The organism is Clostridioides sp. ES-S-0123-01 (assembly GCF_020658415.1).
Taxonomy (GTDB): Bacteria; Bacillota; Clostridia; order Peptostreptococcales; family Peptostreptococcaceae; genus Clostridioides.
This window is the reverse complement of record NZ_JACVWD010000004.1, coordinates 435,560-460,305: the sequence shown is the minus strand read 5'-3', so window position 1 is coordinate 460,305 and position 24,746 is coordinate 435,560. Positions and strand designations below refer to the sequence as shown.

19 protein-coding genes and 1 riboswitch are annotated in these 24,746 nt (G+C 28.8%); of the genes, 3 read left to right on the top strand and 16 right to left on the bottom strand.

The window, feature by feature from the left end; all coding sequences use genetic code 11:
* Positions 1-162 precede the first annotated feature (162 nt).
* The 4 genes from IC175_RS12005 to IC175_RS11990 all read right to left on the bottom strand — a co-directional run bounded on the left by IC175_RS12005 (position 163) and on the right by IC175_RS11990 (position 5,744).
* Positions 163-2,082: a PTS fructose transporter subunit IIABC gene (locus tag IC175_RS12005; protein ID WP_227851556.1), complete on the bottom strand. Its 1,920-nt coding sequence runs from the start codon at positions 2,080-2,082 to the stop codon at positions 163-165.
* 39 nt (positions 2,083-2,121) lie between these two features.
* Complete coding sequence (gene pfkB, locus IC175_RS12000; protein ID WP_227835754.1) at positions 2,122-3,039, bottom strand: 1-phosphofructokinase; 918 nt, start codon at positions 3,037-3,039, stop codon at positions 2,122-2,124.
* 174 nt (positions 3,040-3,213) lie between these two features.
* A complete protein-coding gene (locus tag IC175_RS11995) occupies positions 3,214-4,992 on the bottom strand; it encodes a BglG family transcription antiterminator (RefSeq protein ID WP_227851555.1) in 1,779 nt (592 codons plus the stop codon).
* A gap of 11 nt (positions 4,993-5,003) precedes the next feature.
* Positions 5,004-5,744 (bottom strand): tyrosine-protein phosphatase, encoded by a 741-nt coding sequence (locus IC175_RS11990; RefSeq protein ID WP_227851554.1) that lies wholly within the window; start codon positions 5,742-5,744, stop codon positions 5,004-5,006.
* A 292-nt stretch (positions 5,745-6,036) separates the two neighbouring features.
* Here IC175_RS11990 and ytvI point away from each other — a divergent pair, with 292 nt between their 5' ends.
* Positions 6,037-7,098: a sporulation integral membrane protein YtvI gene (gene ytvI / locus IC175_RS11985; protein ID WP_227851553.1), complete on the top strand. Its 1,062-nt coding sequence runs from the start codon at positions 6,037-6,039 to the stop codon at positions 7,096-7,098.
* 65 nt (positions 7,099-7,163) lie between these two features.
* On the opposite strand, the gene IC175_RS11980 is transcribed toward ytvI, so the two are convergent.
* On the bottom strand, positions 7,164-8,417 hold the full coding sequence (locus IC175_RS11980; RefSeq protein ID WP_227437317.1) for a flagellar protein FliS: 1,254 nt from the start codon (positions 8,415-8,417) through the stop codon (positions 7,164-7,166).
* A 107-nt stretch (positions 8,418-8,524) separates the two neighbouring features.
* Positions 8,525-10,642, bottom strand: coding sequence for a DNA topoisomerase III (locus tag IC175_RS11975; protein WP_227437319.1), 2,118 nt, complete (start codon positions 10,640-10,642; stop codon positions 8,525-8,527).
* 428 nt (positions 10,643-11,070) lie between these two features.
* Positions 11,071-11,159, top strand: a riboswitch (glycine riboswitch).
* A 187-nt stretch (positions 11,160-11,346) separates the two neighbouring features.
* Here IC175_RS11975 and IC175_RS11970 point away from each other — a divergent pair.
* Positions 11,347-12,714 carry an alanine/glycine:cation symporter family protein gene (locus IC175_RS11970; protein WP_227437321.1) on the top strand — a complete coding sequence of 456 codons (1,368 nt, stop codon included), beginning with the start codon at positions 11,347-11,349 and terminating at the stop codon, positions 12,712-12,714.
* A 181-nt stretch (positions 12,715-12,895) separates the two neighbouring features.
* On the opposite strand, the gene IC175_RS11965 is transcribed toward IC175_RS11970, so the two are convergent.
* From IC175_RS11965 to IC175_RS11925, 9 genes are all read right to left on the bottom strand, one after another.
* Positions 12,896-13,543: a class II aldolase/adducin family protein gene (locus IC175_RS11965; RefSeq protein WP_227437322.1), complete on the bottom strand. Its 648-nt coding sequence runs from the start codon at positions 13,541-13,543 to the stop codon at positions 12,896-12,898.
* A 17-nt stretch (positions 13,544-13,560) separates the two neighbouring features.
* Entirely contained in the window at positions 13,561-14,247 is a 687-nt protein-coding gene (gene araD, locus IC175_RS11960; RefSeq protein WP_227437324.1) for an L-ribulose-5-phosphate 4-epimerase, read from the bottom strand.
* Positions 14,248-14,315: 68 nt separating this feature from the next.
* Positions 14,316-15,233: a transketolase family protein gene (locus IC175_RS11955; RefSeq protein ID WP_227851552.1), complete on the bottom strand. Its 918-nt coding sequence runs from the start codon at positions 15,231-15,233 to the stop codon at positions 14,316-14,318.
* Positions 15,234-15,235: 2 nt separating this feature from the next.
* On the bottom strand, positions 15,236-16,057 hold the full coding sequence (locus IC175_RS11950) for a transketolase (protein WP_413927250.1): 822 nt from the start codon (positions 16,055-16,057) through the stop codon (positions 15,236-15,238).
* 13 nt (positions 16,058-16,070) lie between these two features.
* The gene (locus tag IC175_RS11945; protein WP_227824119.1) at positions 16,071-17,129 is read right to left on the bottom strand and encodes a galactitol-1-phosphate 5-dehydrogenase; all 1,059 of its coding nucleotides are present in this window, start codon (positions 17,127-17,129) and stop codon (positions 16,071-16,073) included.
* A 350-nt stretch (positions 17,130-17,479) separates the two neighbouring features.
* Positions 17,480-18,886 carry a PTS galactitol transporter subunit IIC gene (locus IC175_RS11940; RefSeq protein WP_227432743.1) on the bottom strand — a complete coding sequence of 469 codons (1,407 nt, stop codon included), beginning with the start codon at positions 18,884-18,886 and terminating at the stop codon, positions 17,480-17,482.
* A gap of 188 nt (positions 18,887-19,074) precedes the next feature.
* Positions 19,075-19,377, bottom strand: coding sequence for a PTS sugar transporter subunit IIB (locus tag IC175_RS11935; RefSeq protein ID WP_227432742.1), 303 nt, complete (start codon positions 19,375-19,377; stop codon positions 19,075-19,077).
* A gap of 118 nt (positions 19,378-19,495) precedes the next feature.
* Complete coding sequence (locus IC175_RS11930) at positions 19,496-19,942, bottom strand: PTS sugar transporter subunit IIA (protein ID WP_227432741.1); 447 nt, start codon at positions 19,940-19,942, stop codon at positions 19,496-19,498.
* A gap of 31 nt (positions 19,943-19,973) precedes the next feature.
* A complete protein-coding gene (locus tag IC175_RS11925) occupies positions 19,974-22,871 on the bottom strand; it encodes a sigma 54-interacting transcriptional regulator (protein ID WP_227851550.1) in 2,898 nt (965 codons plus the stop codon).
* A gap of 483 nt (positions 22,872-23,354) precedes the next feature.
* Here IC175_RS11925 and IC175_RS11920 point away from each other — a divergent pair, with 483 nt between their 5' ends.
* A complete protein-coding gene (locus IC175_RS11920; RefSeq protein WP_227432739.1) occupies positions 23,355-23,777 on the top strand; it encodes a DUF3284 domain-containing protein in 423 nt (140 codons plus the stop codon).
* Positions 23,778-24,004: 227 nt separating this feature from the next.
* On the opposite strand, the gene IC175_RS11915 is transcribed toward IC175_RS11920, so the two are convergent.
* The gene (locus tag IC175_RS11915) at positions 24,005-24,745 is read right to left on the bottom strand and encodes an SIS domain-containing protein (RefSeq protein ID WP_227482775.1); all 741 of its coding nucleotides are present in this window, start codon (positions 24,743-24,745) and stop codon (positions 24,005-24,007) included.
* Position 24,746: the final 1 nt, after the last annotated feature.

Below are 24,746 nucleotides of genomic sequence, written 5' to 3'. Positions count from 1 at the left end.
ATATTCTCATCTGATTTAAAAATTTGACAATGAAATACCCTATAGTTTAAGTAAATTTTTTTAAATAATAAAAACTGACTGTCAGTTAAATGTCAGTCAGTTATTTTATAATAATTTCATTTAAATATATCTAAAATTATCCCTTTTAATACTCTTTGGTTATTATGCGCTTTGATTTAGTGGTTTTTTAAGTAGTGCTAAAAGCATCATTCCAACTACAGCACCTACAATTATAGCCACTATATATCCAAGTGGATGAGTAACTACTGGTATAACAAATACTCCTCCATGAGGTGCACGAAGAGCTGCATTAAATAGCATACTAAGTGCTCCTGCTACTGCTGAACCTCCAATACAAGCTGGTATAACATGAAGTGGGTCTCCAGCTGCAAAAGGTATTGCTCCCTCTGTTACAAATGATAACCCCATTACATAGTTAACTTTACCAGACTCTCTTTCTTCTTTTGTAAATCTATTTTTGAAGAATGTAGTTGCAAGAGCTATAGCAAGTGGAGGAACCATACCACCAGCCATTACTGCTGCCATTATTTCAAATTGCCCTGATTCAAGAGATGCTACACCAAATACATAAGCTGCTTTATTCACAGGTCCACCCATATCTACAGCCATCATTCCACCCAACACTAATCCTAAAACTATTTTTGAAGTTCCACCTAAACTATTTAGGAATCCAACCATAGCATTATTAATTGCTGTAACTGGATGTATTACTAGAAATGTCATTATAACGCCCATCAAAAGGGTTCCAAATAAAGGATATAATAATACTGGTTTTATTCCTTCTAATGAAGTTGGTAATACATTAAATATTTTCTTAAGTCCTTCTACCAAATATCCTGCTATAAAACCTGCAAGTAATGCTCCTAGAAAACCTGAACCACCATCTCCTGCAAGAGCTCCTCCCACAAAACCTACAACAAATGCAGGTCTATCAGATATAGAATATGCTATATAACCTGCAAGTACAGGTAACATAAATCCAAATGCTTTATCTCCAATTCCCTTAAAAAATGCTGCTATTGGTGTATTTGAACCGAAATGTGAAGGGTCAATAGAGTAATCATCAAGTAAGAATGCCAAAGCTATAAGTATACCTCCACCAATAACAAATGGCAACATATTAGACACACCATTCATTAAATGCTTGTAGACTTTTCTAAATCCACTTTCGTTTTCTTCACTTGATTCGTTGTGACTTCCTTCTTCTCCATGATAAATTGGAGCATCTCCATTTACAGCTTTATCTATAAGTTCTTCCGCTTTGTGTATACCATCAGCAACCTTAGTTTTTATAACTTTTTTGCCATTAAATCTGGCCATTTCAACATTTTTATCTGCTGCTACTATTATACATGTAGCATTTTCTATCTCTTCTTTTGTAAGTCTATTCTTAACACCTGCTGAACCATTAGTTTCTACTTTTATAGAGATACCTTTACTTTCAGCCATTTTATTTAAACTTTCAGCTGCCATAAATGTATGTGCTATTCCTGTTGGACACGCTGTTACTGCTAAAACTTGAGGATACTTACTAATATTTTTATCTTTATTATTTAAAACATCCTCTTTACTAATTTCTTCATCCTGATATTCTTCACTGAATTTTTCTCTTTCTTTTTTATCTATTATTTCTTTGAATTCTCTTGCTGAATTTGAATTTATAAGTTTATTTCTAAAATCTTCATCCATAAGTATTGTAGATAATCTAGATAATACTTCAAGATGTGTATTATTAGCTCCATCTGGTGCAGCTATCATAAAAAATAAATTTGACAAACTTCCATCAAAAGATTCATAATCTATACCTTCCTTTGATACAGCTGCTGCTATACAAGCTTTAGTAACTGCTGTAGTCTTAGCATGAGGAATAGCTACACCTTCTCCAATTCCTGTTGTACTCATCTCTTCACGGGCTAAAATTGCTTTCTTATAATTTTCTTTATCATTTAAATTACCACTATTTTCAACTAAATCAACTAGTTCTTCTATTATTTCTGGTTTATTTTTTGACTTTAAATTTAATTTAATTGATTTTTCATCTAATAAATCTATAATTTTCATAAGTTCTCATTTCCTCTCTATATATTTTTTAGGTTATTTTTAAAATCTTTTAACAGATATTTCGTTTACTAATTTATCAATATATTTTCTTTCAGCTAAATCATATGAAAAAGCAGTTGCACTTCCTGAAGCTGCACCTAATTTAAGAGCATAATCATATTCACCAGTACTTAGATATCCAGATATAAACCCTGCTACCATAGAATCTCCTGCTCCTGCAGAATTTTTTACAGTTCCTTTTGGTACATCACTTATAAATACTTCATTATCTTCTGTAATCAGTAATGCACCATCTTTACCCATTGACACTAAAACATTTACAGCTCCCATTTCTTTTAACTTTTTAGCATACTTTACTATATCTTCATTTGAATTTAATTTAACACCAAACATTTCCTCTAGCTCATCATTATTAGGTTTAATTAGGAAAGGCTTATATTTTAATACATTAAGAAGAAGATTTTTTGTTGCATCTACAACAATTTTTATATTCTTTTCTTCTAGTCTAGACATTATATTTTCATATAATTTTTCATCTAAAGTAGATGGTATACTACCTGCCAATATTAAAATATCATCTTGATTTAATTTATCAAGTTTTTTATATAATAGGTTGATGTATTCATCACTTATATTGGGTCCTTGTCCATTAATTTCGGTTTCCTCTGACACTTTTATTTTTACATTTATTCTTGAAAAACCGTTTTTCAATTTTATAAAGTCTGTTTTTAATTTTTTTTCCTCCAATGTTTTTACTATATATTCACCAGTAAAACCACTTATAAAACCTAATGATGTATTGTCATGTCCAAGTTCTTTAAGTATACAAGACACATTTATACCTTTTCCTCCTGGATAAACGTATTCTTCATTTACACGATTTGTACTTCCTGTATTTAATTCATCTAATTTAACTATATAATCTATTGATGGATTTAATGTTACTGTATAAATCATTTTGCCACCTCTTTTTATTTATTTATCTTATGTTTATATCTTAACTCCATATTAATATCCCTGAAAGTCAAAAAATTTCTCTTAATTAAAAGAGAAATTTATCGTTTTTATCTTATTTAGTTTTATATTATCCAAATTTGCATGTGTATATACAACACTATGTTATATATATATCTATTTAAACATGTTTACAAATTTTTCAAAATTGCTATTTTCACATATGCTTATAACTTTCGCTATGGAGTCTACTCTTTTGTATATGTTTGAAAATATAACTTCATAATCTAATATTTTATCTTTATCAAGTGCCAACATTATTATTAAGCGCACATCTGATATTTCCCAAGCAATTGGTTTTTTTAGTATTCCAATTGCTATTTTATTATCATAAACCTTTCCAATAGCTCCATGTGGTATAGATACCATGTTGCCTATTTCTGTTGTTGCTATTTTTTCTCTCTCAAAGTAAGAGTTTTTCATGTCATCATCTATATAACCTTTTTGTACAAGTTCACTTGCCATAAAATCAATAACTTCTTCTTTATATTTAAAATCTAAGTCAGTAAAAAACAACGCACTATCAAATAAGTTTTTTATATCTAAATCCAAATATACATTTCCTGTTTCTATATATTTTTCAATTAATTTAATTTCCTTTTCACTCAACATTGGAGAGATGTTTATTACTGGTATATCACCTATTTCAATAGGTACAGTAGATATTACAAAATCAACATCTATAACCTTTACATATTCAACTAGATATGAAGGAATAACCTTTAATATTTCTAGCTTTTCTCTAAATATATTCTCTAATTTAGCTTTTATTAACATTGAGGTACCTATACCTGATGTACAAACTATTATCGCTTTGAAAACCTTATCTTTATTATTATAGGATGCCCTCTCAATAGCACCTCCTATATGTAGAGCTATATTTGCAACTTCATCTTCGTTGATTTCTATTTTTAAATCTTGTTCTATTGTTTTTTTAGCTATATTAGCTAACTCAAAGGCAAAAGGATACTTTATTTTAATATCTTGTGCTATTATAGGCGATTGATTCATGCCTAACTTTATTTTCTTACACAAGCTACTAATATGCTTATATAAATATTCTTCAAATATATCATCATGGCTTATATCTATTGACGTAGCTAGCTTTAAATTTTTACAAAACGTTCTTATCGAATTTATTATAATCTCTTTGTTCTGTTCATTTTCCAATATTGAACTTCTTTTGTTGCTATAAGTTTCTACATAGTCCTTTATAAACTCTCTTTCATCATACTTATGCCTGCTCAAAATAACTAATATATTATTTAATACATTCTTAAATTCTATATCAGTTAGTACTAATCCATTTTCATTTAATGCGTCTAATAGTATTTTTTTTATTATTAACTTTTTTTCTTTTATATCGTCATTTAAAAAATCATTTAGACTGAGTTGGTTGTCTCTCTTATTACTTAAATCAATTATACAATTTAATATCTTATCTTCATTTTCAGAGATACATATACCTTGTTTATGCTTAGATTTAACAGAAATTGAATACTTATCAAATATCCTCTTGACTTCTTTTAAGTCATTTTTTACTGTTGAAACACTTACATACATAGAATCTGCTAAATCTTCAAGCCTTATAGTATTTTTTTCTTCATTGCTTAAAGTTAGTATTTTTCTGATTATATATTCTACCCTATCTACATCATCATAAAGGTTACTATTTAAATTCACTTCACCAAAGCTTCCCTCTAACTTATAACCAACACCTCTTATTGATAAAATTTTACCATTTTTAAGCTGTTTGTTAATATCCTTTATTTCATTTTGTATAGTCTTTGAAGAACACCCTATTTCTTGGCTTAAGGCAAGTCCACTCATTGTATCTTTTGAATTTAACAGTATCTTTATTATATTTATCTGTCTAGCTGTTATATTTAAACTCATAAAATCACCTTTTACTCTAGATATTGATTTCTCAATTTTTTTATCTCTTCTTTATTTAAATTAAATTCTCCATATAGATACTCTTCTACACTATTGTATTCCTCATCAATTCTTCTAAAGGCTGTATTCATATATTCTTCATTTACACCAAATATATAATTTAATCTTTCTTTTGGAATATCTTTAAATTTAGGCTTACATTCTATAAACCTTTCTATTTCCTTATCTGCAAACTCATTGCTTTTTAGATAATCTTTCATTATATTTTCTCTTGATACACCCAAAATCATAAGAATTATAGCACTTCCTATACCAGTTCTATCCTTACCAGCTGTACAATGATTTAGTACTGGCAAATTAGAGTAATCTTTTATAAGTTCTACTAGCTTTTTATATGAAGGATTATTTACAGGTAGATTATAGTAGCTATTATTTAGCATATTAAACGCACCATCTTTTTCAAATAAACTCTCAATCATATCTTCGATAGAGCCAAAACGACCTCCTGATTCTTCTAATTCTCTCATTGCTGGAATTCTTATATTTTTTATATTTGATATTATTGTTGATGGATGTTTATGTGCCTCTTCATCACTCCTATAATCAAATACATATTTGATATTTAAGTCTTTTAAAATCTTTATATCATTCCTACTCAAATTTGACAACTTTGCAGACCTATAAAATAAACCATACTTTACAGTTCTACCATCCTCTGTTTTATTTCCACCTAAATCTCTAAAGTTTTTCATCTTACCACCTCTTAAAAATTCTCTATCATATGATAAGTTATCTACTATATTTAGCTCAAACATTATAAATTAATTTTATCACAATTTTATGCTATTTATTTAAAATATTTTTTCGTATTTGCTTAATAATTTTAAAATACAAAAGTATATCTTTATACAAAATTAACCTAAATTTTACATAATTTATTTACTACATAGAAGCTTTATAGTTTATAATCAATATACAGTAGTATATTTTATACAAATAAGACCATATTTAGAATAATATCAAATACATTGGAGGTTTTATATTATGGACATTCAAAAGCAAAAGAGCTTTATAATTAAATTTACATATGTAGTTTTAATAGCAAGTATTATATATGTTGTCTTAAAATTCTTATTTCCATTATTAATACCTTTTGTGATTAGTTTTATCATTGCCTTTATTTTAAGACCTATTATAAAACTTATTACAGATAATACAAACTTAAACCGTACATTTATTTCTGCGGTAGTACTTTTAGCCTTTTATGGATTAGGAATATTTTTATTAGTTAGTTTTGGTGCAAAAATATTTGCAAGTATAAGCGACATATTTTTTAGACTTCCTGATATATATAAATCAGGTATACAGCCAACATTAAACACCTTATTTTCTAAGATAGATGCTAGTACACCTAATGTTAATCTAGCATTGATACTTGGTTGGGATAATATCAGTCAATCTATGATGTCTTTAGTTGCCTCTATTTCAACAAATGCACTTAATGCTATTGCAAGTATTGCAAGTAAAACACCTGCATTTATGTTGAAACTTATTATAACTTTAATTGCTTCTTTCTTCTTTACATTTGACTATCAAAAAATAGTGAACTTTATTTTAAGACAGTTTCCAGAAAAAAGTCAGACAATGATAATCAATATAAAAAATAGTAGTATCAATGCTATTTTAAAATTGTTAAAAGCATATGCCATACTACTATCAGTAACATTTGTAGAACTTCTTATTGGTCTTAATATCCTACAAGTTGAAAATGCATTTACTATATCTGTCATAGTTGCGCTTGTCGATATTTTACCAGTATTAGGCACAGGAAGTATCTTAACTCCTTGGATGATTATTTCATTAATCAATGGAAATATACATTTGGCAATAGGGCTTTTAATACTATACATCATCATAACTGTTGTTAGACAAATATTAGAACCAAAAGTAGTAGGACAACAAATTGGTCTGTATCCTTTAATAACACTAATGTGTATGTTTGTTGGTGCTCAACTATTTGGAATAGCTGGATTATTTGGCTTTCCTATTGCAGCTACAATCATTAAAAATCTACATGATAATGGGATTATTACTGCATTTAAATAACTTAAAATCAATATTTTATTTAAACTTAAAATAGTGAGATATGTATTATACATCTCACTATTTTTCTACTTTGCACATATAGTATCAATCATTTCTTTATATTCATTTTCATTATTTAAAAAATCAATATTTTTAAATTTTTTTCGCATCTTTTCTTTAATTTCCAATGAATAAGATATCGTATATGGAAGAAATCTCTCTATTTTTTTTATATATTCTATAGAAAAAAATTCAGCATTATAAGCTATAGAAAACAAAATCAACATTAAACAATCATTTTTTATCATGTCTGTTATAGCTTCATTTCTACTGTTAATTTTAAAGTTTTCTATTAATTCAATAGTAAAGTTTATTAACTTATTTGCAATTTCATCCAATAAACCCTTTTTTGACATCTCTGTCATAATAGTCTTATGATTACACTTTAAATCTTCTTTTATATCCTGTAAATCATCAGATATTTGTAATAAAAATCCATAACCAATACAAAACTTTACCTCTTCATTTGTCATAAGCCCATTTATTAAATATCCATCTACTAAAACAGATGAACCTCCCTTTTCAATAGAAATAGATAATATTTCGTCTTTATGCAAATAAGTCTCCTTATCCTGCTGTTTTAAACTCTTTACTTGGCTTTCAAATATTAATAACAATGACTCATATATTTCTTTAAAATCTTCTCTAGGATAAACCTCTTCAATATAATCTATCATCTGAGATACTTTACTTTCATGACAGTTATTAGGTTTAATTTTTTCTCCTAAGAGTCTTTTTTCTAACCAACGATTGAATAAGGCTTTATCCATTTCATTTGTCTTTGTATTATCTAAATAATTGTCTGTATATGGATATAACATACTATATGCAAAACTTGCTTTTGAATAATAGACATCTTTTCCAAATAATAATTGCAGTGCATTTGAAATCCATACATTTCTCATGGCCTGCATAATATCTTCTATAGGTAAATCATCATCAAATCCTCTAGCATCTCTGATAAATTGTTTTGTTATTTCTAAGAATTTTTTTCTATCTTCTACATTCATTTTCTCTAATTTAAAAATATTCTCTTTTTCTAGTGTTTTTTGCAAAAAAGCTTCACCTTTTTTTATCCACATTTTTCTTAGAACAACATCACTTGGACACTTTTCTAAGTGAACTGATACTTTATCTATCAATTTATCTAATTCGCCTTCACACTTTTTTTGTGAATCTTCACTATATGTTTCTATTTCTTTACATAATTCGATACTTGAATTATTCCATATATCTTTACATTTGTCACAATAGCATTTAAATATATAATTTAATCTCATTTGACATCCCTACTTTCATGTCTAAACTATACCCTATATTATATCAGTACATATAACTAATATATAGTTAAAGTTATGATTGTGTATAATATTGCCATGAAAACTATTTATTTTTTCAACTTAGCTAAGGCTTCTGCAAATGGATTATTAAATACTTCTTGATTTTTATTTTGATTTTTTAGATATTGATTAACATCTTTCTTTGATGCTTTCTTTTTTTCCTCTTGTTTTCTTTTATTAAAAGAGGATAATTTTTCCCTGTACCCACAACTACAAGTAAATATTCTTCCTTCACCTTCACCACGAAGTTCTAATTTTTTATGACAATTAGGGCATCTTGAATTAGTTGTTTGTGATATGGTTTTTCTAGTATTACACTCTCTATCTTCACAAATTAACATTTTACCTTTCTTACCATTTACCTCTAGCATAAATTTACCACATTCTGGGCATCTATTTTTAGTTAAATTATCATGTTTAAATTTGCTATCACTACTTTTTACTTCTAATACAATAGCTTTTGAATAATCCTTCATATCATTTATAAATGTATTTTTATTAAGCTTCCCTTTTGAAATATCTAATAATTTCTTTTCCCACGATGCTGTAAGTTCTGGTGTCTTTAAGTCCACAGGAACTAAATCTAACAGTTGTTTTCCTTTTGATGTTATATATATATCTTTATTTTTCTTTTCCATCAAAAATGAATTGAATAATTTTTCTATTATATCTGCTCTAGTAGCAACTGTACCAAGTCCACTTTTCTCCATAGATGTTAAAAGTGTAGCCTCATTTAAGTATGGTGGTGGATTTGTCCTTCCTGAAGTCATCTTCAAGCTTTTAACTTTAAGAATATCTTTTTCCAACACATTTGGAATGCTTTCATATTCATCTTCATCATCCATATCTTTATAGCTTTCTTTCCAACCTAGATTTATTACTTTATTGCCTTTGGCTTTAAATGTCTCGCCCTCTATAGTTGCACTTATAGTTGTCTGTTCATATTCAAAGGGAGGACTTAATACTGCCAAAAACCTTTTTACGACAAGATTATATATTTTTCTTTCTTTATCTGTAAAATCACTCATAAACACTTTTTGCTCTGTTGGTATTATGGCATGATGGTCTGTTACTTTTGAATTATCAACAAAAGACTTATTAGATACAATATTACTTTTTAATAACTTATTACAAACCTTCGAATAATCACTAACATTTACAGCTTTTATTCTATCTTTTAATGTCCCAACAATATCCGAAGTTAGATACCTAGAATCAGTTCTAGGATAAGTAAGTACCTTATGGTGTTCATATAGTTTTTGCATTATAGATAATGTTTCTTTTGCTGAAAATCCAAACATTTTATTTGCATCTCTTTGTAATTCTGTTAAATCATAAAGCGCAGGTGAATATTTTTTCTTATATGATTTATTTACTTCAGATATTTTAACATCTAAATCTTTTACTTTTTTTGATACACCTTCCATCTTTTCTTTACTAAAAGTTGAGGAATTATTATTTTTATCATTCCAAATAAACTTTATATCTGAGTTGCCCTTTGTTGCAATTATCTCCAATCCATAATATTCTTTAGGTTTAAAATTTCTTATTTCTTCTTCTCTTTTCAATATCATAGCAAGAGTAGGAGTCTGCACTCTTCCACAAGAAAGCTGTGCGTTATACTTTGTTGTTAAAGCTCTAGTTGCATTTATTCCAATAATCCAATCGGCTTCTGCTCGTGCTATTGCTGAATAGTACAAATTTTCATATTCTTTACCACTTTTTAGTTTTGCAAAACCTTCTTTTATTGCTTTATCTGTACTTGAAGAAATCCAAAGACGTTTTAAAGGTTTTTTTACTTGAGATTTCTCTATTATCCATCTTGCTACAAGTTCTCCTTCTCTCCCTGCATCTGTTGCTATAACTATTTCATCTATATCATTTCTGTTCATTTGAGCCTTCACTGTATTAAACTGCTTTCCACTTTTTTTTATTACAACAGTCTTTAGATACTTAGGAAGTATTGGTAAATCTTCTAAACTCCATGATTTGTATCTTTCTCCATAACTTTCAGGGTCAGCAAGTGTAACCAAATGACCTAGTGCCCAGGTAACAATATACTTTGGTCCCTCTATATATCCATTTTTTTCATTTTTTGAACCCAAAACTTTTGCTATATCTCTTCCCACAGAAGGTTTTTCTGCTAGTACTAATATTTTTCCCATTTTAAAATACTTCCTTTCTCTTTCTCCAATCTTACACTACACTTAAAAGCTAAATAAATATACTTTTTCTTAACATTGTAACTATAATATTACCATAATTAAATCAATTCTAATTAATTATTTAATATTTTCTTCTTTTTTTATCACAAACCTATATTTAATTTGATTTACACACCTACTATCCTATTTATTTTTACGTATATTATTTAAATTTGTAAGTTTATAATTCGTAATTAGACTTATATTTTTATATTTTTTTCCTGTTTTTAAATTTTTTAGTTGACAAAACACAAAACCTTATATTAATATTATTAATACAATAAGCTATGACAAATCAATATCCGGTTAAGATTTTATAGAAGAGTTGCCATATGGCACACCGAAGGAGTAACACTCTCAGGTACTTTTTTAAAGTAGGACTGTAAAATTTACGGAACTCTGGAGAGACCCATTATGGGCGCCGAAGGGGCAAGGCATTTGTGCTCAATCTCTCAGGCAAAAGGACAGGGATTATCTACCAAAACTAGTATTATTAATACTTTTATTTTGGTTGCTAATTAGTGTATATCCAGAGCTGAATCTATTTTAGATTTAGCTTTTTTTATTACACTAGAAATTATTAATAAATTATACTAATTTCCTGTCAATTACTTCATTAAAAATTCTATTGATTGTGTAAAGCAAAAAAATGGGGGAGTGTTTTTATGAATCTAATTGATATTTTAAACAAAGTTGATGCTTTTATTTGGGGACCGCCCCTGTTGGTACTACTAGTTGGTACTGGTATATTACTTACTGTTAAACTTGGCGTTGTGCAAATAACAAAACTTCCACGTGCTCTTAAGCTAATATTTGCTGCTGAAAATAAAGGTAGTGGTGATGTTTCAAGTTTTGCAGCTTTATGTACTGCATTGGCTGCTACCGTTGGTACTGGTAATATCGTTGGTGTTGCCACAGCTATTAAAGCTGGTGGACCTGGTGCACTTTTTTGGATGTGGATAGCTGCATTCTTTGGGATGGCTACTAAATACTCAGAAGGTGTCCTTGCAATAAAATACAGAACTAAAGATAAAAATGGTCAAGTATCTGGTGGACCTATGTACTACATAGTAAATGGTATGGGAGAAAAATGGAGACCTCTTGCAATATTCTTTGCTATAAGTGGTATATTAGTTGCACTTTTAGGAATAGGTACTTTTACTCAAGTAAATTCAATAACAGACGCTATCAATAGTAGCTTTGGAGTGGACCCTAGAATTACAGGTGTTGTACTAGCAGTATTTGTAGCTTTAGTTGTATTTGGAGGTCTTAAAAGTATATCTAATGTTGCTACTAAGATAGTACCTTTTATGGCAGTTATCTATATTGTAATCTGTGGAGTCATTTTAATATCTTATTGGAATAAAATACCTGAAACTTTTGTATTGATAATTAAAAGTGCATTTACACCTACTGCTGCAACTGGTGGTTTTCTAGGTGCAACTATGTCACTAGCAATTAGAAATGGTATCGCCCGTGGTGTATTTTCAAATGAATCTGGTTTAGGTAGTGCTCCAATAGCAGCTGCTGCAGCTAAAACTGAGTGGCCAGCAGAGCAAGGACTTATATCTATGACAGGAACTTTTATAGATACTATTATAATCTGTACACTTACTGGATTTTCTCTTGTTATATCAGGTGTTTGGTGTTCAGACTTAAATGGTGCTGTTATGACTCAAGCAGCTTTTAATGGTGCTATTCCTACATTTGGACCAATATTACTTACAGTTAGCTTAACATTATTTGCATTCACTACAATTTTGGGGTGGAGTTATTATGGAGAAAGATGTTTTGAATTCCTATTTGGTGTAAAAGGTATGAATGGATATAGAACTGTATTTGTAGCTATGGTATTATTAGGTGCATTCTTAAAGTTAGAAGTAGTTTGGATAATTGCTGATATTGTAAATGGACTTATGGCAATACCTAACTTAATAGCTTTGCTTGCACTATCACCTATAATAGTATCTGAAACTAAAAAATACTTTGAATATATAAATTCTCCAGAAAATCAACTAAAAAGAAATGCATAAGTAGAAATATATAAATAAAAAATATAAAACCCTAAACCAATATAAGAATCGATTTAGGGTTTTATATTATTTTTGTTTTAAATGAATATATCAGATTAAATATATTTACTTAAGAAGTACTACACTATATAAAGAAGCTAATATCTATTATAGTTCATCTATTTAATTTAAATCATCCTAATTAAAATTTTATTTCATCTGGATATTTCCATGCTTTAAATTCATTAATATCTACTGCCTTAGGTTCTTTAAATTGATTTAATACTAAAGACCTATAGTATATTTCTGCTACTTCTTCTACATATCTCGATTTTAACAAAGCATCTTCAAGGTCATTACTTACAGTTGTCAATCCATGCCTTTCTAATAAACATGCATCCGTATCTAATAATAACTTTGAAACACTTTTGGCTAGTTCCAAAGTCCCTGGTCTTTCATATGGAGCTATGTCTACATAACCACCATAATTAACTGACTCATATACAATTGGTATAATTGGTTTATTTGCCACTGAAAATGCTGTTGCATAGAGAGAATGTGTATGCGATATAGCATTTACATTTGCTCTCACTTTGTATATTTCAATATGCATTAGTACCTCACTACTAGGTTTAATACCTTTCTCAGCTTCTATTACATTCCCATCCAAGTCTAATACACAAATGTGTTCTGTCTTCAATTCTTCTCTTCCTATACCTGAAGGTGTTATAAGTATATATCCAGTATCCTTATCTCTAATGCTAAAATTACCAGCTTTTTCCTTACACAAGCCATAATTCTCTGCTTTAATTGCTACTTCTACAATTTTAACTTTTAAAGATTCTAGCATAATTTACCTCCAGATAGTTATTTTTGACCATAGTATGCATTTTTACCATGTTTTCTTGAAAAATGCTTGTTCATAAGTAATCTATCCATAGTATTCTCAGGACTCATTAATTCTGTATAATATGCCATCTTTGCAACTTCTTCTAAAACCACTGCATTATGAACAGCCTCTTTTGCATTTTTACCCCAAGTAAAAGGACCATGGTCATTTACAATTACTCCTGGACAGTGTATTGGGTTTTTCCCCATAAATTCTTCAACAATTACATTACCAGTTTCTCTTTCATACTCACTACTTATTTCTTCTCGAGTCATTTTTCTAGTACATGGTATACTTCCATAAAAATAGTCTGCATGAGTAGTCCCACATGCTGGTATAGATTTACCTATTTGAGCCCAAGTTGTAGCCCAACTTGAATGTGTATGTACTATACCTCCTAATTCCTCAAACTCTTTATATAAAACTAGATGAGTTGGAGTGTCTGAAGAAGGTCTTAATCTACCATCTACTATATTCCCATCTAAATCAACTACTACCATATCTTCTACAGTCATCTTATCATACTCAACACCACTTGGTTTTATTACTACTAACCCTTTTTCTCTATCTATTCCACTTACATTTCCCCATGTATAAGTGATTAATCCTCTTTTAGGTAATTCCAAATTTGCTTTTAATACTTCTTCTTTTAGAGTCTCTAACATTCTGATTCCTCCTATATTTTTTTGATAAAATTTATTTTTAGTTTGCTTTTATTATTGATTATATTTATTTAGAATGATTTTGCAGTACTAACTATATTTTCTACAGTCAATCCATAATAGTTTAATAGAGATTCTGGATTTCCTGATTGACCAAATTCATCATTTATACCTATCCTCTTTACTACAACAGGGTATTTCTCGCTTAAAACTTCTGTAACAGCAGAACCTAATCCACCTATTACACTGTGTTCCTCTACAGTTACCACCTTACCAGTATTTTTAGCTACCTCTACTATAAGTTCACTATCAATTGGTTTTATAGTTGATATATTAACTACCATAGCTTCAAGTCCCTCTTTACTTAATAATTCAGCAGATTTAATAGCTTTTGAAACCATTATTCCAGTTGCAATTATAGCTACATCTGAACCTTGTCTAAGAATCTCGCCCTTTCCAATTTTGAAATTATAATCATCATTATGTATATCTTCAGTAGTTGCTCTTCCAAGTCTTAGATATACAGGACCATTGTAATCTACAGCAGAAAATATAGCTTTCTTTGCTTCTATTCCATCAGCAGGATTTAATACAACCATATTTGGTATACCTCTCATTAAAGATATATCTTCTATAGCTTGATGGCTTCCTCCATCTTCTCCTACTGCTACTCCTGCATGAGTAGCTGCTATTTTAACATTTAAGTTTGGATATGCCACAGAGTTTCTTATTTGTTCATAAGCCCTTCCTGCTGCAAATATTGCAAAAGTACTTGCAAAAGGTATTTTTCCACAAGTAGCAAGACCTGCTGCTGTACCAATCATGTCACCTTCTGCTATCCCCATATCAAAAAATCTATCTGGAGCAACTTCTTTAAATGATATACTTTTTGTAGCTTTTCCTAAGTCTGCATCCAATACTACTATATCTTTATTTTCTGCAAGTTCTTTTAACACTTGTCCGTAAGCTTCTCTAGTTGCTATTCCCATTCCTATAGACCTCCTTCTAAATCTTTCAATGCTTGTTCTGCTTGTTCTGCATTTGGAGCTGTTCCATGCCATGCCACATTATTTTCCATAAATGAAACACCTTTACCTTTTACAGTCTTAGCTATTATTACTGTTGGTTTTCCTGTAACTTTTTTAGCTTCATCTATTGCATTTCCTATTTCATCAAAACAATGTCCATTTATTAGTATTACATTCCATCCAAAAGATTTAAATTTGTCATCTACTGGACTAACATTCATTACTTCTTCATTAGAACCATCTATTTGCAATCCATTTAAGTCAACAAATGCAATTAAATTATCTAATTTATAATGTGATGCTGTCATTGCAGCTTCCCATATTTGTCCTTCTTGAATCTCGCCATCTCCTAAAATAGTGTATACTTTATAGCTTTTATTATCTAATTTACCAGCTAATGCCATACCATTTGCAGCAGATAAACCTTGTCCAAGAGAACCAGTAGACATATCTACTCCTGCTACCTTTTTCATGTCTGGATGTCCTTGTAACTTAGAAGCAAATTTTCTTAAACTCATTAAATCCTTTTTTTCAAAATAACCTCTTTCTGCCAAAGTTGCATATAATGCTGGTGCAGAATGCCCTTTTGATAATACAAATCTATCTCTATCTTCATCATTAAATTTTATAGGGTCTATATTCATTTTTTCAAAATACAATACAGTTAATATATCTACTATTGACAGCGAACCTCCTGGGTGTCCAGACTTAGCTTCTGTTATACTTTTTATAATACTTATTCTTATGTTTTTAGCTATTTGTTTTAGTTTTTTATTCATTTTTATACCTCTTAAATTTTTATATTTCTACTAGGATTTTATTAAAATTTATTTCTCTGTTTGCCATTTTACGCAGAAATTCTCCTACCTCATTAAGACCTATTTTATGTGAAATCATTGGTGTAAAAATAATATCTCCTTTTCCCATAAAATCTAATGTTGCGGTCCATGCTCTTCCAGGATAAGGACTTGTATATGAATTCCAAGAACCTTTCAAAGTAAGTTCTCCACGTAATATGCTCTCCGCAGCTTTTGCACTAAGTGGTAATTCTGTATGCGAAATACCTACAAATACTATAGTTCCTCTTTTTTTGGCTATAAGTAGAGATTGCTCTTGAGTGAACCTACTACCAGCAGTCTCTATGACAATATCAGCACCACCATTAGTTATTTTTTTTATTTCTTCAATTGCATCTACTTCTTTTGAATTTACTGTATAGTTCGCTCCTAGACCTTTAGAAAGTTCTAGCTTTTCATTGAAAATATCAACAGCTATAATTTTAGATGCTCCAAAAACCTTTGCCCATTGTAAAGCAAACTGACCTATTGGACCACACCCTAGTACAACTACACTATCTCCTACCTTAATATCTGCTTTTGCAATCCCATGATATGCTATAGTTGCTGGTTCAATTCCAGCAGCAGTTTCATAATCTAATGTATCTGGTAATTTTAAAACATGCTCTTCAGGAACTTTCACATACTCTGCTAAAGCTCCATTTACTCTTGTCCCAATTATATTGTAGTCATTACATAATCCGAAATTCCCCTCTTTACAATAACCACATTCTCCACAAGGAACTAATGGAGCAACAGCTACTCTATCTCCTACTTTAATGCTCTTTACTTTTGACCCTACTTTAGCAACTTCACCAGAAAACTCATGTCCTAAGATTAATGGATATGCTGTACCTCCACTCAATCCACTAACCATAGACCTAGGTAAATCCGAGCCACATATTCCAACATATTTAACATTTACAAGTACTTCTCCATCTGTTATTTCTGGTATATCAACCATTTCATATCTAACATCACCTATATCATATAGTACTGATGCTCTCATCTTATTTGCCATATAAACCTCTCCCTTCATGCTATACACTTATATATAGCAATATTTATGCCATACAAAAAACAAATAATTCATATCTACAAATACCTTACATACAAAGCATTTTGACAATGTATAATACATTTTATAAAATCAAATTACATTATTGTATAAATATAAAAAAATATGTTTTAAATAACAAAATAAAATTCATAAAATTAATAGTTGAGTACAATAAAACAGAATCCTAATATTTATCAAAATAAAAAGAAATCTACATTTCATTTATAGCTTTTCAGATAATCTCTGATACTCCTATAAAATCAATTATAGATTTCTTGATTCATTGTTTTCTTATATTTAATAAACTTAAGCTATGCTACTACAGGTTCTTCTGCAACATTTTTAAGTGCTTGTTTTTCTAAATATTCAAGTATACTTGTTTTATTCTTTCTAAATAATGCCCATAAGACAAAGTAAATTACAACTGCTAATCCTATATAAATTGGATTTGCACTTAAGAATGCAAAGAACACTAACCCCATCAAAGGTTTTCCTAGTATATTGAAACTTGTTATAAGCATAGCTCCAGCTGGTATAGCAACACCTACACTTGTAGCCATATCTGTAAATAATGGAGCTGTAGATGTACATATATATAATCCTAATCCAAACCATATTATACCTGAAACTATTACTTTTGGTATATTACCATTATGTACTGCAACTAAACCTTGTACCATATATGGAATTGCAAGTAAGTCTACAACTGGTAATACCTGATTACCTGGAAGTATCATAGCTACTACAAGCATTATTGGAATTAAGATAAGACCTGATATTAAAGTTGCAGGTTCACCATATCCCACAGCATCATTTACTGCTATATACCACTCGCGATTTCCAGCTTTTTGCATAATCTTTCTAGCAGCTTCTGTTATAGGTGCAAATGCTTGAGCAAACATACTTGCTACTTTTGGGAATATTGCCATAACAGCACTTGTAGATATACCAACTTTCATTATTTCTCCCCAAGCTTCCATAGTAGTTATTCTAGTCATATTACCTAGTATACCAATAAACATACCCAAGAAAAGACCTAGAGTAATCGGCTCACCTAAAAATCCTAATTTCTTTTCTAATTCTTTAGGGTTTAACTTTATTTTATTTAGTCCAAGTTTGTTATATATAGGGTCTGCAAATACTGCAAAGACAGAAGCTTCAACATTGTGCATAGCTATTATTGTACAATTAGGATATCTATAATAACTAGACCATCTCTTTGCAACTAATTCTGATATTAATAAACTGTATAAGTTTAACAAGACCATACACCCTATACCTAAAGGGAAATTGCCTGTCACTCCTATTACCATTGCTCCCCAAACCATATAAGAATAATTATTCCATAAATCTGATGGTTGGAATACATCTGTCCACTTTACTAAAAATAAAATAGTTTGCAATAATATTCCAAGACCTAAGTATATCATACCTGCACTTGTTGAAAATGCAACTAATGATGTAGCTTGCCAACCAACATCAAACACAGGTAAATTTACTCCTGTACTATCTACCATTCTATTAATTACTGGTGTTATTATTGGTGTAAATGAATTTAATATTAACGTAAAACCTTGCAAAGCAACACCTGCATATACAGCTGAAAGAAACGATTTCTTAGTAGTCACTTTAAATATTTTTGCTATTATGAATATTATAATTGGAACTATAATTGCAGAACCAAATGTATCGATTATAGATTTCATAAATGTTAACATCTTTTACCCTCCTATTTCTAAACATTTATCAAATTAATTAAATATGTCTAAATAAATATCTTTTTGTTGTCATTTTTATTCTAATAAATTCTTAAATGATACCACTTTGATTAAATTTATTTTGATAGTAGTTATTTTAATAATAGTTTATTATAGTATCTAAATTATTAATTTAGATACTATAAACACTATTTATTTAAACTATCAATAACCTTTAAAACTTCTTCAAAGAATGCATCTTCTCCTATACCAGTAAGACAAGCAAATGCATTTATAGTTGGTATTCCGTAATCACCTGATTGAAGTGGGCTTGTAAATGTTATAAAATCAAATCTTCCTGATTGTGCCAAATTTAATGCTTCTGTTGGTCTAGCCTCTGTTGTTGTAATAGATATACCCTTATCTCCTAATACTTCTTTTAATTTACCTGCCACCATTGATGATGTAACTGTTCCTGAACCACATACTGATAATACATTAAATTGTTTCATAATAATTTCCTCCTAATATTATATTTAAGTTTTATTTTATATAAATTAAATTGCTCAAAAGTTAATACTGCTTTTAAGTTTCTAATTTTCTATTATTTACTTCTAAAACATATTTTCATTATATTTCTATAAAATTTAATAATTCAGCTACTTCTTCTTTTGTTGATGCATTTTTTATATCTCTCAACAGCTTTATATTCTGAAAAACTGACATTAAATCTTTTAATAATTTTACTTGAGAGTCTGGATTCTTTACTGCTAGTAAAAATACAAGCTCCACATCTAATTTATCTGTTGGGTCTATCATTGAATTAAATTTTACTGGATTTTTCAATATTCCTACAGCTACATTAGATTCATTTACATGTTGTGAGTCTGTATGTGGAATCGCAACACACATTTCTCCAATATTAAGCCCTGTAGGTAATGTTTTTTCTCTTTTCAAAACGGCATTTATATATGTATTTTTTACATATTTTTTTTGATACATTTTATTTCCTAATTCTCTGATAATACTTTCATAATCATTAGCTTCTAAGTCTAATGATATTAAATCTACATTCATTACTCTAACTCCTCTCAAATTGTTGCTATATCTATATATTTTTAAATTTATCAAATATAATCTTCTTAAAATCTTCTTTATCAAAACACTGTTTAGCACTATTCATAAACTTTTCATCTTTTAAAATTTCAAGAACATTCTTAACAATATCTTTATCATTAGTCTTAAAAACTGGCATAAATACAAAATTCACATTGCCTACACCCCAGTCAATAGGGTTTTTTAATTTAATAAAAACAAATCTTGTACTATTTACTGCAGAAGAATCTCCATGAGGTACACCTGTAGCCCCTTTAGAATAGGTTGGAAGCATTTCTTCTCTATGTAGAACTGAATCCAAATAATCTTTTTCCACATATCCTTTATTGATAAGAATTGAACATACATATTCTAGTAAATCCTTTTTAAAATATATATCTGGCTCAAATATTACTAAATCCTCATCAAGCATTCTTCCATATCCTTTAATTTGACTATCATCTTGCTTTTTTGAAAGATAGATATCTAGGTTTTTAAAAACATCTTTATTATATGGAATAAAATTTATGCCTGGTATTTTGGGATTTATTGTACCAACAATGGCTAATATATTATTTTTTTCTCTTAATTTTTCAATTTTATAGGGAAGATTCTCATCCAAAGCACTCATTTGATAACATTTAGTATTGTTGTACTTTTCTTCTAATGTTTTGCTTATGTACTTAGCGGTTCCCTCTCCAGTAAGACATAGGGCTACAATTGCATTGGTTTTATCTATGTGCTTTTCCAGTTCATAATTATATCCCATCCTATCTTTTACAAGAGAAAAAAACATTTCATCAAGTTCTTCATCTCCCATAGAAACTTTCCTAGCTGCTTCTAATGCCATTAAAAGATCTACTCTATCAATAGTTTTAGTATTTATGTTAGTTCTCTTATTTACTATTTGTCCTATATTTGTAAGTGACCCAATATCAACCAAAAATAATATTCCTTTCCCTTGGTCTATTATTTTTGACAACTCCACCGCCTTGTTATATATATTCATTGGTTTTTCATCTAAAGGCATGTCTATGGCCACAGGAAATTTTACTCCCAAAAGCTCTTTAACAACATTTACAGTTTCTGTAGCTATACGACCATGAGAGATTATTATCAATCCAACTTTATCTTTTTTTACTTCATTCTTTAAGGCTGATTTTATATAAAGTGTTATAAATCCAATCTCATCTTCTGGAATCTTAATTTCATTTGTATCTTCAATTTTTATTGCAAAGCGTTTTGCTATTTCATATTCTTTTGAAAAATCTATTTTTATTTTTTCTAAGTTTACATTTATTATCTTTTGATTTAGTTTAATCCTTTTTATTGCTTCTTCTAAATGTATTGCTAGATATTTAAATGCATTTTTATTTACTTCTAAATTAGTATTTTTTTCAATTATATTATTCATTAGCTCTTTTACCAGTTTTACTAGACTATCACTTACAAAGCTATTTAAATCACTCATTGAGAAGATTTCTTCATCGTTTTCTAGATTAAACTTTATGTCAGCAAATCTATTTAAAACAAAAGTCCATAAAATGTTTTCTATGTCAATATCTTCAATATCTAGAGACTTTAAATCATAATATTTCTTTTCAATTGTTTTATATATATCCTCTGGTAATATGTACTCATCATTCACAATATTTTCTTTTATTGAGGATTCCTCTACATTAAATGGTATAAATATAGCATTTTTTAAATACTTTCTTATTTCTGTGTATTCAACCTCTTGAAAAGCAGCATCTTTGAAAGAATCCTTAAGCTTTAAAACTTCATTTATATCTACTACTACTATTGATTCACAATCTTCATCTTTAGAATTTATAAACTTCATAAAAGCTCTTGCACAAAGAACCTGAATCATATTTTGTAATTGCCCTATATTTCCACTAAATTTTTTTAATGCAAGTATTTCAATCACATTTTTATCTACAAATATTTTTGCATTTATTCTGTTACACTCTTGTTGAAAGATATTGTATATAAGGTCTATTTTTTCTTTTAACAGTCTATCATGTAATGATGGTAATGTTATTAGCATTGGTATTCTTCTTCTAAATGTCAACAATAAATTAGTCTCTACGTTTTCAGTAGTTGCTCCAATCAGTATCATGCTTACCTTTCTTTCAGCATTAGTTTCACCTAATCTTCTAAATTTGCCTCTGTCTAAAATAGAAAATAGTATTTCTTGACCTTTTGGAGGTAATCTATGAATTTCATCTAAAAATAAAACTCCTCCATCAGCTTCTTCTACAAGACCTGGTGTATCATATTCAGCTCCTGTAAATGCACCTTTTTTATATCCAAATAATAAAGATAACAATAATTGTGGATTATCACTGTAATCAGCACAGTTAAATACAACAAAATTAGAATTTTCTTTTATTACCTTTTTTTTCTTTGCAAACTCATACATATGTTTAGAAAATAAACTCTTACCAACTCCACTTTCTCCTACAATTAAAGTTGGAAGACCTTTTGGAGGATACAATATAGCAGACTTTGCTTGTTCTACAGCATTTCTAAGACTTCCCTTATTTCCAATCAAAGTTTCAAACGGGTCGCTTGATTTTTCTTCAATTACCTCTACGATTTCCATTTCTAAACTTTCTTTAGGTAAAATTTCCTCTACAACTCTTCTTGATATATTGAATCCTTCTGTCATCAACTCTCTGGTAATTTCTGAAATAGAAATATCCTTGCTGTTTTGCAATATTGCTGAAATCGCTGACTTTAAATAAGGATATCTTCTTTGTCTCGAATTACTTATATTGAGTTCTTTCCTTAGATTAGTTATATTTTCTCTAGTTGTATTTAAAAACTTTGCTATTTGAACATCTGTTAGTGGGTCTTTTTTATTTTCTGTATTTATGATGTTTACAAGTTTATCTCTCAACTCCATGCTTGATAACTCCTTTCTTGATAAATATATAAGCAACTATCGTGCCATACTTATTTCAATACTTTTTTTCTTTGCAACGCTTGTAAATGACTACTTTTTCATAAGCATTCATACATTTTGATAAACATTTGCTTTTTGTACATTTAGTAATTTACTAAATGTATTAACTGTTTTTGATTGCTGATATTATAATTCATAATATAGATTATCATATAAATTAGTTGTAAAATTAGGATTGAAAAGTTTATTTAATTAGATATAATATTATATATCTACTCAACAAAGAATTTATGAACCCTTATGCTTTTAACACTTTCTGTTTTTAAATTTTAATTCGATATAATAGTATTTTATTAAATGCTCATATACACAGTAATTTAATCATATCTCTAACTGAGGTATGACTTTATATGACATATTATACTATTTTATTTATAAAAATAATTTACAAGTATTAAAATTACACACAGAGAGGAAAATAATATGAAAACATTTAAATCTGAAGCTTTATTGAAATACTCTGCAAAAGATATATTTAATATATTTATAAAATCTGCAAGACTAAATTTCCCTAATTTTAACGAGAAGAGGGCGGTAGGTACATTTGTACAACAAAAAAATAATAAAAGATTTAAGGTTGAAATAACTAATTTTGAGAAGAATAGAATATATGAGATAAAAACAAGCAATAACAGAGAAAGTTTTATTACTAGATATGAACTCATACATATTGATTTAGAAAATACAAAACTTATTTTCACTGAAAGTGAAAGTGATAGAAATATATTTGGAAAAATTAATTCACTTATTGTAAGAATCTTATTTGGAAAAAGACAACCAGATGAATTTAATAATTTTATAAAAAAATTAGAACTAGAACTAGCAAATAAAAAGATTAATTCATAAATATAAATTAAATACTATTGTACTTAAAAACAATTAAATATATTTATTATAGAAATTAAATAGTTAAATAATTCATACTATAAGATAAATAAGGAGTACTTTTAATTATCTTTATTCTATGCGATTACCTAATAATAAAAGCTGTAGATTTTACCTACAGCTTTTTTAGATACTACTTATTTACATTGTTAAGACCTTTTGAATCTTATTGAAATACTTTATTCGCCTTAATACTCATAGTAGATTACATCTTTATACTCATCAAAAATCTTCTTATTTAACTCATCTCCACCGTCTATATTTGCACTATAAAAAATTGGTGGATTCTTTAACCCTCTATTAACTAACTCTTGAGTAACTTGAGCTATAATAGAATTCATAACAGTGGTTGCAATTACAGTAGACGTTGGACTAACTTTTTGATTTAGTCCATCTATGTCTACACAGGCATCTCCCTTTTGACCATGATTATCTATTACTAAATCACACACCTCATAAAGATTTTTTCTTGAAGAATGTCTTGAAGATACGCTCTTTGAATAACTTAAATTAGTTATACATATTACTGTTGCCATCTTTTTTTTAGCTTCTATAGCAAACTCTATACTTACTGGATTTCTACCAGATACTGAGTGAACTATAACTACATCTCCTTCTTTAATTGGAGTCTTATCAGCTAGAGCTGCACCATATCCTTCTAGCCTTTCCATCTTACTAGTGTGAGTTATCGGTGCTGTATCTAGCATTAGAGACTTTGCAAATACTGGATTTATAAGAACACATCCACCTGCCCTGTAGAATAATTCTTCTGTTAGTATTCCTGCATGTGAAGCCCCAAAGGAAAATATAGCACTTTTGTTTTCTATTGCCTCAACAAGGATTTGTACTGCTTTTTCCATATTGACTTTTTCTTCATTTTCTATTATGTCAATTAATCTTTTTATCTCATCTATGTATTTAAATTTCATA

Coding starts and splice junctions, on each gene's coding strand:
- IC175_RS12005 (WP_227851556.1), bottom strand. CDS start 2,082: ATGAAAATTATAGATTTATTAGATGAAAAATCAATTAAATTAAATTTA.
- pfkB (WP_227835754.1), bottom strand. CDS start 3,039: ATGATTTATACAGTAACATTAAATCCATCAATAGATTATATAGTTAAA.
- IC175_RS11995 (WP_227851555.1), bottom strand. CDS start 4,992: ATGAGTTTAAATATAACAGCTAGACAGATAAATATAATAAAGATACTG.
- IC175_RS11990 (WP_227851554.1), bottom strand. CDS start 5,744: ATGAAAAACTTTAGAGATTTAGGTGGAAATAAAACAGAGGATGGTAGA.
- ytvI (WP_227851553.1), top strand. CDS start 6,037: ATGGACATTCAAAAGCAAAAGAGCTTTATAATTAAATTTACATATGTA.
- IC175_RS11980 (WP_227437317.1), bottom strand. CDS start 8,417: ATGAGATTAAATTATATATTTAAATGCTATTGTGACAAATGTAAAGAT.
- IC175_RS11975 (WP_227437319.1), bottom strand. CDS start 10,642: ATGGGAAAAATATTAGTACTAGCAGAAAAACCTTCTGTGGGAAGAGAT.
- IC175_RS11970 (WP_227437321.1), top strand. CDS start 11,347: ATGAATCTAATTGATATTTTAAACAAAGTTGATGCTTTTATTTGGGGA.
- IC175_RS11965 (WP_227437322.1), bottom strand. CDS start 13,543: ATGCTAGAATCTTTAAAAGTTAAAATTGTAGAAGTAGCAATTAAAGCA.
- araD (WP_227437324.1), bottom strand. CDS start 14,247: ATGTTAGAGACTCTAAAAGAAGAAGTATTAAAAGCAAATTTGGAATTA.
- IC175_RS11955 (WP_227851552.1), bottom strand. CDS start 15,233: ATGGGAATAGCAACTAGAGAAGCTTACGGACAAGTGTTAAAAGAACTT.
- IC175_RS11945 (WP_227824119.1), bottom strand. CDS start 17,129: ATGGCAAATAAGATGAGAGCATCAGTACTATATGATATAGGTGATGTT.
- IC175_RS11940 (WP_227432743.1), bottom strand. CDS start 18,886: ATGTTAACATTTATGAAATCTATAATCGATACATTTGGTTCTGCAATT.
- IC175_RS11935 (WP_227432742.1), bottom strand. CDS start 19,377: ATGAAACAATTTAATGTATTATCAGTATGTGGTTCAGGAACAGTTACA.
- IC175_RS11930 (WP_227432741.1), bottom strand. CDS start 19,942: ATGAATGTAGATTTAATATCATTAGACTTAGAAGCTAATGATTATGAA.
- IC175_RS11925 (WP_227851550.1), bottom strand. CDS start 22,871: ATGGAGTTGAGAGATAAACTTGTAAACATCATAAATACAGAAAATAAA.
- IC175_RS11920 (WP_227432739.1), top strand. CDS start 23,355: ATGAAAACATTTAAATCTGAAGCTTTATTGAAATACTCTGCAAAAGAT.
- IC175_RS11915 (WP_227482775.1), bottom strand. CDS start 24,745: ATGAAATTTAAATACATAGATGAGATAAAAAGATTAATTGACATAATA.